Here is a 12342-nt window from a genome sequence, read left to right as displayed (position 1 = left end):
TTAACAAGGATTTAGCAGCAGGAATTTAAAATTTGGTAAATTTGGGTATGGCACAAAAACTAAACACCGCATTGCTTCAGGCAAATTTAAAATGGGAAGATCCGCAGGCTAATCGCAGTTTTTTTTCAAAAGAAATTAAGGCGCTTTCCGAAGATATAGATCTAATTATTCTCCCTGAAATGTTCACTACCGGCTTTAGCATGAACGCTAGTAAATTAGCCGAAAAAACCGATGGTTTAACGCTGCAATGGATGCGGGAAATGGCAAAATTGAAAGATGCCGCAGTAACCGGGAGTGTGATTATCACTGAAAATGATAAATTTTATAACAGGCTTTTCTTTGTCTTTCCTGACGGAAGTTTTAAAACATATGATAAGCGACACACTTTCACTCTTGCTAAAGAAGATCAAACTTATTCTGCCGGAAGAGACCGCTTAATTGTTGAATTCAAAGGCTGGAAGATATGTCCCTTAATTTGTTATGATCTTCGCTTTCCGGTTTTTGCCAGGAATACGGTAGAATATGATCTTTTAATTTATGTAGCCAACTGGCCAAGCAAAAGGGTTGCTGCCTGGGATGCGCTTTTAAAAGCCCGAGCCATAGAAAATATGAGTTACTGCATTGGCGTAAACCGAACCGGAAACGATGGTGATGGCTACAAATATAATGGCCACACCGCGGCCTATGATTGTTTGGGTGAAAATATAACCGAACTGGATCGCGAAGAACCTTTTGCAGAAGAAATAGCGCTCGATAAAAAACATTTGGAAGAAACCCGAAGTGATTTAAAATTTCTTCAGGATAGAGATCAATTTACTCTAAAGTAAAAGTCTCTGGCATATCCCAGTTGGATCTTACGTCTATGGTGTCTCGATAATACTGAATCTCTTCGGGCTGAATTCTTTTTAGATAATTCCCGGTATCCCATTTTCGATTTTCATTATCATCAAAAATTACCCTAACTAGGAATTTTCCCGGTTTTAGAAATCTAAAATGAAAATTATTATCACTGGTTGAATATTGTTCGTGTTGAACTTCGCCTTTTTCATTAGTAAGTTGTACCAAAACAGGAAAACGACTAACATTTTGAAGCGTTAAAATAATACTCCCATAATCTGCGTAAGATTTTGTATTAAGGGTGTGTCTAATCGTATCGTTGGTCTTTCCAAAAAGGTCTGTTATCGCGCCGGGTAAGGTGATCACCTGGTACTTTGTACTTTCCTCTTTATCAAAAGAGATCACAATTTCGTTTTCCAATCTTCTTACTTCTGAATTAAACGGAACCAAAACAGAGTCTCCATCCCGGACACTGATTAAATCCTGGTCAAAATCTACAATTGGGGTATTGGCTTGCAGCCTGTAATTTTGGGCAAACTCTATAGAACCTGAAGGATCTGAGGTAATTTTAAGCGAATCCCGCGCAGCTTCGGCTATTTTAGTGAATAAAGTATCGCGTCTTTTCGGGCTTATTACTTCAAAAGAAAGACTGTCATTTTCGGGGCGAATGTTATACCAATAGTAAAGGGTGTCGGTTTTGCGGTCTTTAACTATTCTGGATTGGAAGCCTTCCGGTTTTGGGGTCAATAATTCAATTTCCACACTATCCACTCCTTTTTTGCCTTCATATCCAAACAGGATCTGGTTTCCTTTTAGCAATTTTGGTCTTTTAGCTTCAAACTCCAGCTCTTCCTTAAAAATAGTGATGTTGTAAGTAGAATCTGTTGGTAGGGTGATATGATTTTCAACAAAACCTATTTTTTCTTTTTTAGGATCAAAACGGTAATTGTCGTTTTTGTCTTCAATAGCAAGGATCTGGTAGGTGCCTTCTTTGAGGTTTTCCAGTTCAAAATTTACGCTGCTGTCTAAAGTATAGGTGATGTATCTGGGAATTTCTTTATAAACCAGGGAATCTGAAAAAGTAGAATCTACTTCATATAAAAATATAGAAATGAATTCGGCCGGAGCTTTTAGATTGGCATCCTTAATAGTTCCTTGAACTTTCAGGGAGTCCAGGTAATCGCCGGTAGAAAATACATATTTAAAATAAGGTAGGGCGTTACCTTCGTTGTTGTCTACAATACTTTTTCCGAAATTAATGGTGTAGGTAGTGTTTTCCTGAAGGGAATCCAGGTTTTGTATACGCACATCTTTACGGGCGGTACCCATTGGGATAATATTAGGTCGCGGATCTATGGGTGGAGAAATCACGATTTGCTGGCGGGCGTCTTCTAACTTTACGTATTCATCGAAAAATATCCTGATCTCTTCTGCAGTGAAATTAGTATTATAGTTTTCAGGATTTGCCCTAATAAATTTTGGAGGCTCTTCATCTTCAGGGCCACCTTGTGGCATTCCTTTTTTCGCGCATTGCACGCAAAGTAGAAGTAGGGCAGCGACAAGTAAAATTCCAGGAATTCGTTTCAGCATAATTAAATAATGTAATCTAAACACAAAGAAACAATTATTTTAGGTTTTAACGCGGGTATCAATCTGTAATTGCCATCGTGGCAATACTTAATTTGGTGTTTTTAATTTTCAGGAGTTTATTGCCGCAAGCTTCCAGGGTTGCACCAGTTGTTACAAGGTCGTCTACCAGGAGGATATGTTTGTTTTCCAGTTTTGTGGGATTTTCTACCATAAAACTTTCGTCTATACTGCCCCAACGCCCCAGACGTTTTTTAAAAGTTTGAGTGCGTGAGGCCGACTTTTTTACCAGTACATCTTCAATAAATGGGGCGTTTAATTTTTTTGCGAGTTCTTTTCCAAATTCGGTTACCTGGTTAAAACCTCTTTGTTTTAATTTTCTGCGATGAAGAGGTACTGGAATTACGCATTCAATTTTTCTGAATGCGGGGTGGGTAGCCAGTTCTTCACCTAGCCATTTTCCCAGAAAAACCCCAATTTCTTGCTGTTTCCTATATTTTAGGTTATGGATAAGGTTTTGAGCCATTCCTTTCTTTTTAAAGTAGAGTAAGGAAGTAGCATTTTCTAGGCGTAATCGGGCATCGAATACTTTTTTAGTCGCATTTTCGTTATCAAGATGATAATTAGTCGTTGGAAGTTTATGTAAACAGGAAGTGCAAATCACTTTTTCAGCCTTTAATAGCGAGCTGTCGCAACAATTGCATATTTTAGGATAGAACAGATTTGTTAAATCGTGAAACATATGTTAAGTCCTTGCGCTTTATCTTAAGAAACTTCTAAATTTACAAAACAAATTAATAATATGATGACCGAAAAGAAAAACAACAACGCGCTTAAAATCCTAACGGGTGTTCTAGCTGTGGCCCTCCTGGCCTTGGGTATCTATACAATTAAATTCTATAACGAAGAGAAAGAAAATAAGGCCATCCTCACCAAAGAAAAAGAGGTGATAGAGGATGAACTTAATGATTTGATCATCAAATATGATGAAGCTATTGAAGAAAACCAGGTGATGGATCAAAATCTGGTGGATGCAAGAAACAGAATTGAGCGTTTGCTGGATTCAGTTGAAGACAATGAAGCCAATTTGGTATTAATTTCTCGATATCGCCGGGAAATTAGCAATCTAAAATCTGAGAAGGATCGTTTATTTAGAGTGGTAGATAGTTTGAATCGCCAAAATCAAATGATGTCTCAAACTTTAGATAGTACTAATGTAATTCTGGAACAAAGAACAAGAGTTTCAGATTCTTTGAAAACTACAAACCAGGATCTTTCTAATAAAGTGGATCGTGCTGCGCAACTTAAGGTCACAAACCTTCGTGGGGAAGGCGTAATTGTAAGAAATAGTGGAAAGCTGGTTGAAAACGACCGAACCAGAAGAATAGACCAGGTAAGGACATGCTTCACAATTACTGCCAACGATCTTGCCGGTCCCGGTGAAAGGGATATGTATGTGCAGGTTTATAATCCTGAAAATGAATTGGTAGGTGACGAAATTGTGGTGGAACATGAAGGTGGTGCTATGGTTTATAGTGCAGCTTCAAAAGTGTACTATGAAAATAATGAATTAGATGTGTGTTTGCTGGCCAACACCAACGAAGATAAATTACTGGAAGGCACCTATAAAGTGTATGTTTATGCTGATGCAACTTTATTGGGAACCGCCTCATTTAACCTAAGATAATTAAAACCTAAAATTCAAAGGCCGCCCTGCTGTTTATCAGGGCGGTTTTTTTATTTTTGCGCTATGGCAAAACAAGAAGACTTTTTTAAAAATGTAATATCCCATGCTAAAGAGTATGGGTATATTTTTGCATCAAGTGAAATATACGACGGCCTTAGCGCTGTTTACGATTACGGGCAAAATGGAGCCGAATTAAAGAAAAACATCAAAGAATACTGGTGGAAAAGTATGGTGCAGCTGCACCAAAACATCGTAGGTTTGGATGCAGCAATTTTAATGCACCCAACCACCTGGAAAGCTTCAGGTCACGTAGATGCATTTAACGATCCTTTAATTGATAATAAAGATTCTAAAAAACGTTATCGTGCCGATGTTTTGGTTGAAGATTATGCTGAAAAAATCAATCAAAAAGCACAAAAGGAAATTGCAAAAGCAAGGAAACGTTTTGGTGATAAGTTTGATGAAGAAGAATTTGTAACGACTAACCCAAGGGTAATTCGATATAAAAAGGAAGAAAAGGAAATTCTTGAACGCCTTGCAAAATCTCTTACTGACGAAAATTTGGCCGATGTAAAAGCGCTAATTGAAGAGTTGGAAATCGCCTGCCCTGAAACCGGCTCTAAAAACTGGACTAATGTTAAACAGTTTAACCTTATGTTTGGCACCAAACTGGGAGCTTCAGCCGAATCTGCTACAGATCTATATTTGCGACCTGAAACTGCACAGGGAATTTTTGTAAACTTTTCAAATGTGCAAAAAACCGGGAGGATGAAAATTCCTTTTGGAATTGCCCAAATTGGTAAAGCTTTTAGAAATGAAATTGTAGCTAGACAGTTTATTTTTCGTCAGCGGGAATTTGAGCAAATGGAAATGCAATTTTTTGTTCGTCCCGGTGAAGAATTAAAATGGTTTGAACACTGGAAAGAAACCCGTCAAAAATGGCACGCTTCTTTAGGTTTAGGCGAAGAAAATTATCGTTTCCACGATCACGAAAAAATGGCGCATTATGCGAATGCGGCTACTGATATAGAATTTAATTTCCCCTTCGGATTTAAAGAATTGGAAGGAATTCATTCTCGAACAGATTTCGATCTTAAAGCACACGAAGAACATTCAGGTAAGAAATTGCGTTTTTACGATCCTGAAATGAAAGAAAATTACGTGCCTTATGTAATTGAAACTTCAATTGGTCTGGACCGTATGTTTTTAGCGGTTTTTTCAGCTTCCCTAAAAGAAGAGGAACTGGAAGGTGGCACCAGCAGGACGGTATTGAAATTACCGGCAATTTTAGCACCAACCAAAGCAGCAGTACTTCCGCTAGTAAAGAAAGATGGTTTACCCGAGCTTGCCCACGAAATTATAGAAGAATTAAAATGGGATTTCAGAGTGCAATATGATGAGAAGGATGCGATAGGCCGCAGGTACCGAAGGCAGGATGCATCCGGGACCCCGCTTTGTATTACCGTAGATCACGATTCGCTTGACGACAAAAAAGTAACCGTACGTTACCGTGATACTATGGAGCAAAAGCGTGTGGATATTACAGAGCTTAAGGAACTTGTTCAGCAAGAAATAGATTTTAAAGCCTGGATGAAGAAATAAATAGAAGGATTTTTTAATTTGAAAAAGGGGCGATTAATCAACTTAATCGCTCCTTTTGTTTTTGATAAGCATAGAATCATTATTTTTAGAAAGTAAAAGAAGAAGTCACGTAAAAATGAAAAAAATTATATTCCTTTTAGTTCTAATTTTTGGTTTCCACTCCATATTTGTGGGGCAGGAGAGGGAAACCTCCGGCCCGGTTTATATAGACTCTGCCAAAGCGGTACCTTCTTCTGCAATGGCTAAGAGAAAATTAATTCCTCCTGCTACGGAATTTAAGATCTATAATCCCAGGAACCGGGGAATTAATAAAATAGTGCCGGGAAAAGGTTTGCCAAAAACCAAGGATGATGCGCTTCAAGAAAAAATGGGAGAAATTTCTGTGAAAGCGCCATATTTTACTTTTGAAGCCGCTTCTACACAAGCTACACCTACAGATCCTACTGGATCTGCAGGTCCTAACCACTACGTAAATGGATGGAATTCTGCTTTTTCAGTTTTTGATAAATCCGGGAATCAAATTATGGAGCCAGCTTCCCTGGCTAGTATTGGAGGAGAGTTCACCAATGAAACCCTTGGAGATCCAATAGTATTATATGATGAATTTGCCGACCGATTTATAATTTCTCAGTTTAGCGATACTCCACAAAGTTTTTTAATTGCCGTATCCCAGGGTCCAGACCCGATAAACGATGGCTGGTATACTTACCGCTTTACCACGAACGGAGTATTGCCAGATTATCCAAAGATTTCGGTTTGGGGAGATGGGTATTATATTACAACCAATAAAAATTCCAGATCAGCGGCTACCAGTCAGGTAGTTTATGCATTAGAAAGAGACCAAATGCTTAACGGGGGAACGGCACAAATTATGTCATTTCCATTGCCGGGAATCAGAACCAACGGATTTTACAGTCCGGCTGGCTTTTCAGCAATTGGAGAGGAATTGCCGCCGCGAGGAAATTCGCCAATAATCTATCTTCAGGACGATTCATGGGCAGGAGTTAATGAAGATCATTTAAAGCTTTGGCTCATTAATGTAGATTGGAGTAATCCTTCAAACTCAACGATTTCAGAATCCCAGGAATTAGGGGCCGGCGATGGTGTTTCGCCATTTATAGCCACCTTTGATGGAGGCTCTTTTTCTAATCTTTCACAGCCGGGTAATGATACTCCAGATGTTGATGCACTGCAGGCTACAATGATGTATATGACCACCTACAGGCGATTTCCAAATTATAATGCCGTGGTGATGAACTTTGTAGTAGATATAGATCCTAGTGCAGCAGAGCACGCAGGTATACGCTGGTATGAGCTACGCCAGCAAAACGATGGTGGTCCCTGGAGTGTTTACCAGGAAGGAACTTACGCGCCAGATAATAGTGATCGATTTAGTGGGAGTATTGGTATGGATGAGGCAGGGAATATAGCTCTGGGCTATACAGTTTTAAATGATAATCCGCAAAACCCGGTTTTTCCTTCAATCCGTTATACCGGTAGATATCATAATGATGAGCCGGGAATTATGACTATAGAGGAGCAAAGTATTGTTGAAGGAGAAAGTCCTAATCCTAATTCAAGATATGGTGACTATGCACATTTAAGCGTAGATGCAGCTGATGGACTCACCTTCTGGCACAATGGCGAGTATTTTGTAGGACAGGAAAGAAAAAATCATGTAGGGGTGTTTAAAATTGCCCCAGATTTTGATAATGATCTTGGTGTGGTCTCATTAATTAGTCCGCAAGACTCAAGTTTAGGTGCAAATGAGGAAATTACTATAAGAATTAGAAATTATGGCCGCAATGCGCAGTCTAATTTTGAAGTAAGCTATAGTATTGATGGTGGTCCTGAAGTGACCCAGACTTTTGAAGAAAGCATTGGTGCAACAAGTTCTGCTGAATTCACTTTTTCTGAAACCGCCGATCTTTCTGAGGTTGGGCAAACCTATGACTTCCTCTTTAGTACCAATTTAGAAGGCGATGAAAATGTTGAAAATGATACATTGCTCACTTCAGTTCGTAATTTACCACCTAAGGATGTTGGGGTAACTTCAATTGATGCACCGCAAACAGGGGAGAGTTTGGGAACTTCAGAAGAAGTAACTGTGAGTATAGAAAATTTTGGGGGCGAACCACAACAAGATATACCCGTTTTTTATCAAATAGGAAATAACACTCCGGTAAGAGAAGTCTTTAATGGCACTTTAGAAGTAGGAGGTCTTGAAGTATATACGTTCAATGAAACTGCAGATATTTCGCCTTCCGGAAGTTATAGAATTACCGGCGGCACCAGGTTGGAAAACGATTTTGATCCCAGCAACGATACAAGCGTAAAATCTGTAGCTAATTTAGATTGTATTCCTGAAGGATCTGATTGTAGTTTTGGCGATGGAATTTCATCTTTTGAATTGGAAGATGTCCTTAATGAACGTATCCCCTGCGGAAATGGTTATGCCGATTTTATAGGTTTAGCAGCTACTTTAGATCGTTCACAAAGCGATTTTACGGTTTCGGTGCAATCTCATTTCGCTGAAGAGGATAACGAACAATTTTCAATGTGGATAGATTTCAATGACGATGCTGTTTTTGATGATAACGAACGCGTAATCACTTCTGAAGTTATCCCTACTGAAAATTCCTGGCATTCTTATGATTTTAGTATTCCGGTAGATGCACCATTGGGGCAACATCTTATGCGTATTAGGGCTGGAGATACCAGTTTTGATGGTGATCTCAACAACCCCTGTGAAGTAATGGAATATGGTACCACCCACGATTATTCGGTAAATATCACCGATTCTACTTTAGATATTGAGGATTTTATCTTAAACGAAGCTGAACTGGTAGTGGTTTCCGAAGAAAATAAACAGTTTAGAATCATCATGGAAACCGATTATGAAGAAACCTTAAGAATTACTATTCATAATGTTTTAGGACAGAAAATGTTAGAAAATCAGGTAGAAAATAATGGCACAGGTTACGTTTATGAATTGGATATGTCTTATGCAGCCCGGGGCGTTTACCTGGTAAGAATGGGAACGAGGGAAGTAGGAAAAGTTAAGCGGTTTATTGTAAAATAGTTATATTTAACTTATAACTTTTACCAGGTGAAAACGCAAGGTTTTATAAATAGATTAGATGAACTTACGCTAAAATTCAACAAGACATTTGGCAAACTCAGTGAACGTGAAATTCACTGGAAACCGGATGCCGATACCTGGAGTATTGCTCAAAATTTGGAGCACCTTATTTTGATAAATGAGTCGTATTTTCCAATAATTGATAAGCTTCGGAATAAAGATTATAAAAAGCCATTCACGGCGAAATTCGGTTTTTTGGTAAATTTCTTTGGAAATGCAATTTTAAAATCGGTGCAGCCTGATACTACCAAAAAAACCAAAACATTTTCTATCTGGAAACCTTCCGAAAGTAGGCTTTCAGAAGATATTTTGAGCAGGTTTATGGAGCATCAGGAAAAACTAAAAGAAAAGATTTTAGCGTCTGAAGATTTGCTGAAGCAAAACGTGGTTATTTCTTCGCCCGCAAATCCTAAAATTGTATATAAGCTCGATGCCGCCTTTAAAATTATTCTGGCTCACGAACAGCGGCACTTTCAGCAAGCTAAAAAGCTGTTGGAAATTCAGCAATCCAACTTGTAAATCTTGCATTTAGCCTTATTTTTGAGGAAAATTGACTTTAATGAAGATCATTTCCTATAACGTAAACGGAATTAGAGCTGCCGTAAGAAAAGGCTTTTTAGATTGGGTACAACAGGCAAATCCAGATGTGGTTTGTCTTCAGGAGATAAAAGCGAATCCAGAGCAATTAAACCTCGATGATTTTAAAGAGGCCGGTTATCCTTATCATTACTGGTACCCGGCGCAGAAGAAGGGCTACAGCGGTGTTGCGATTTTAAGTAAACACAAACCTTTACATATTGAATACGGTACCGGCATAGATTATATGGATTTTGAAGGCAGGACGATTCGTGCTGATTTTGAGGATTTTTCCATCATAAGTTTGTATTTGCCTTCAGGGACTAATATTGCTCGTTTAGAGCACAAACTCCAGTTTATGGACGATTTTCAGCAATATGTTGATGAAGTAAAAAAGGATTTTCCCAATTTAATAATTTGCGGAGATTATAATATTTGTCATGAAGCCATAGATATTCACGATCCTGTCCGGCTTAGAAATGTTTCCGGGTTTTTGCCGGTAGAACGAGAGTGGATAGACAGTTTTATGAAAAGCGGATTTATAGACTCTTTCAGGCATTTTAATGAGGAGGGCGACAATTATTCGTGGTGGAGTTACCGGGCTAATGCGCGCGCCAACAATAAAGGCTGGCGTATAGATTATAATTTGGTGGCCAAGCCTTTGCAAGAAAAACTAAAACGCGCCGTTATATTACCTGAAGCCAAACACAGCGATCACTGTCCTGTTTTGGTAGAACTGGAATCAGATTTTTAAGAGATACGATCCTGCAAGGCTTTTAAAGTTTTGTAGGTATATCTACGAGGTATAAAAAACCTCGCAGGAAACTAGAAATAAAAAACATTGTTGAAAGATACGATTGAATTAAAAACTACCCTTATGAAAAAAATAATTGTTTTAGCTGTTTCAGCAGTTTTTATGTTAACTTCCTGTGTGTCCTCGAAAAAATACAAGGAACTTGAAGGCAGGCACGCCGATTTAAAACGTGAAAACCGAACTACACAATCTGAACTAGAGAAATATCGAAATTTAGATGAAGAATATTCAACATTAAAAAAAGATTACGCTGAAGCCACGGCTGAAAGAGATCGTTTAAAAGATGAGTTGGAAAGCTCTCGAAAGAATTACGCCACGCTTAAAAATTCTTATGATGCTTTAGAAGATAATAGCTCTGCCGCTATTGCCGAAAATTCCCGACAAAACCGTCAACTACTTGCCGAATTAGAAGAAAAGGAGCAGGCACTTGTAGCAGAGCAGGCGAGGTTAAATAAATTGCAACGTGACCTTGATGCACGCTCCAGAAGGGTGGATGAATTAGAAGAATTAATCGCCGCTAAAGATGCTAAAATGAACGCTTTAAAAGATGCGATCTCAAAGGCCCTGACCAATTTTGAAGGCAAAGGTTTAACCGTAGAGCAACGCGATGGTAAAGTTTATGTCTCTATGGAAAATAAGTTATTGTTTAGCTCCGGAAGTTGGGCTGTAAATAATGAAGGTAGACTGGCCGTGAAACAATTAGGCCAGGTTTTGGCTCAAAATCCGGATATCGCCGTTTTAATTGAAGGCCATACCGATAATGTACCTTACGGCGGGAGCGGCCCATTAAATGATAACTGGGATCTTTCTACCAAGAGAGCAACTTCTATTGTACAGATTTTAAAGGAAAATGATAATATTGATCCACAGAATTTAACCGCGGCCGGCCGTGGGGAATATGCGCCCATAGCTACTAATGAAACTGCTGAAGGCAAAGCAAAAAACCGAAGAATCGAAGTGATTTTAACACCAAAATTAGATGAGGTTACTAAATTGCTTAGCGAAGAATAAATACAATTTTTGAAAAAAAATATGAGATATACCAAGCTCCCAAACACGGATATAAAAGTTAGTAAAATTTGCCTGGGCACGATGACCTGGGGTCAACAAAACACTGAAGCTGAAGGTCACAATCAAATAGAATTTGCATTAGAAAAAGGAGTGAATTTCCTTGATACGGCTGAAATGTATTCCATACCGGGAAAAGCAGAAACCCAGGGCAGTACCGAAGAAATCATTGGTTCCTGGTTTAAGAAATCGGGAAGAAGAGAAGATGTAATACTGGCTTCAAAAGTGGTTGGGCCGGGAGATCCTATGAAACATATTCGAGAGAATCTAGGGTTTTCTAAAGGAGCGATAACCGATGCGTTGCATAAGAGTCTAAAAAGATTACAAACAGATTATATAGATCTTTACCAGTTACATTGGCCCGAACGTAACACAAATTTTTTCGGACAAAGGGGGTATGAGTACGATAAAGATGAAGCCTGGGAAGAAAATTTCAAAGAAGTATTGGAAACTTTGGATGGCTTTATAAAAGAAGGAAAAATCCGCCAGGTCGGTTTGTCTAATGAAACTCCATACGGAGTTATGCGTTTCCTGGAAGAAAGCAGAAAGCACGATCTGCCAAAAATGATCACGGTACAAAATCCGTATAATTTACTTAACCGAAAAGACGAAATTGGGCTAACTGAAGTGCTTCATCGAGAGAATGTTGGATTATTCCCTTATTCGCCATTGGGAATGGGGACTTTAAGCGGGAAACATTTAGAAGGAATTCAACCAAATTCAAGGTTGGGGTTATTTCTGCAATATAAAAGATACTCTGGAGAGCAGGCAGTAAAAGCCACCCGTGCTTATAGCGAAATCGCTAAAAAGCATAATTTGAGTTTCGCGCAAATGTCCCTGGCTTTTGTGAATACTCGTCCTTTTGTAACCAGTAATATTATTGGCGCGACTTCAATAAAACAATTGGAAGAAAATATTGGAAGTATAGATGTAGAACTTTCGGCAGAAGTTTTGGAAGCTATAAACGAAGTTCACGAAACATATCCTAATCCTGCGCCATAAAATTATAATTCTAGAGAATTAGATCCT

At 38.7% G+C, this 12342-nt stretch carries 10 protein-coding genes; 8 read left to right on the top strand and 2 right to left on the bottom strand.

Annotated elements, in window-relative coordinates; genetic code table 11:
* Nucleotides 1-47 precede the first annotated feature (47 nt).
* Nucleotides 48-827 carry an amidohydrolase gene (locus LB467_RS09210; protein ID WP_224473740.1) on the top strand — a complete coding sequence of 260 codons (780 nt, stop codon included), beginning with the start codon at nt 48-50 and terminating at the stop codon, nt 825-827.
* On the opposite strand, the gene LB467_RS09205 is transcribed toward LB467_RS09210, so the two are convergent.
* Together LB467_RS09205 and LB467_RS09200 are read right to left on the bottom strand one after the other, a co-directional pair.
* On the bottom strand, nt 814-2427 hold the full coding sequence (locus LB467_RS09205) for an Ig-like domain-containing protein (RefSeq protein ID WP_224473739.1): 1614 nt from the start codon (nt 2425-2427) through the stop codon (nt 814-816). The genes LB467_RS09210 and LB467_RS09205 overlap by 14 nt on opposite strands.
* 58 nt (nt 2428-2485) lie before the next feature.
* Complete coding sequence (locus LB467_RS09200) at nt 2486-3166, bottom strand: ComF family protein (RefSeq protein WP_224473738.1); 681 nt, start codon at nt 3164-3166, stop codon at nt 2486-2488.
* Nucleotides 3167-3226: 60 nt separating this feature from the next.
* Here LB467_RS09200 and LB467_RS09195 point away from each other — a divergent pair, with 60 nt between their 5' ends.
* From LB467_RS09195 to LB467_RS09165, 7 genes are all read left to right on the top strand, one after another.
* On the top strand, nt 3227-4111 hold the full coding sequence (locus LB467_RS09195) for a hypothetical protein (RefSeq protein WP_224473737.1): 885 nt from the start codon (nt 3227-3229) through the stop codon (nt 4109-4111).
* 63 nt (nt 4112-4174) lie between these two features.
* Nucleotides 4175-5713: a glycine--tRNA ligase gene (locus tag LB467_RS09190; protein WP_224473736.1), complete on the top strand. Its 1539-nt coding sequence runs from the start codon at nt 4175-4177 to the stop codon at nt 5711-5713.
* 115 nt (nt 5714-5828) lie between these two features.
* Nucleotides 5829-8795 (top strand): T9SS type A sorting domain-containing protein, encoded by a 2967-nt coding sequence (locus tag LB467_RS09185; RefSeq protein ID WP_224473735.1) that lies wholly within the window; start codon nt 5829-5831, stop codon nt 8793-8795.
* Between the two features lie 27 nt (nt 8796-8822).
* Entirely contained in the window at nt 8823-9374 is a 552-nt protein-coding gene (locus tag LB467_RS09180) for a DinB family protein (protein WP_224473734.1), read from the top strand.
* Nucleotides 9375-9414: 40 nt separating this feature from the next.
* Nucleotides 9415-10185, top strand: a complete 771-nt coding sequence (locus tag LB467_RS09175; protein WP_224473733.1) for an exodeoxyribonuclease III — start codon at nt 9415-9417, stop codon at nt 10183-10185.
* A 123-nt stretch (nt 10186-10308) separates the two neighbouring features.
* Nucleotides 10309-11256, top strand: coding sequence for an OmpA family protein (locus tag LB467_RS09170; RefSeq protein ID WP_224473732.1), 948 nt, complete (start codon nt 10309-10311; stop codon nt 11254-11256).
* Nucleotides 11257-11277: 21 nt separating this feature from the next.
* The gene (locus LB467_RS09165; RefSeq protein WP_224473731.1) at nt 11278-12315 is read left to right on the top strand and encodes an NADP(H)-dependent aldo-keto reductase; all 1038 of its coding nucleotides are present in this window, start codon (nt 11278-11280) and stop codon (nt 12313-12315) included.
* Nucleotides 12316-12342 lie beyond the last annotated feature (27 nt).

This window comes from Salegentibacter tibetensis, from assembly GCF_020164485.1.
GTDB lineage: Bacteria > Bacteroidota > Bacteroidia > Flavobacteriales > Flavobacteriaceae > Salegentibacter > Salegentibacter tibetensis.
This window is presented reverse-complemented; position numbering and strand designations above follow the sequence as displayed.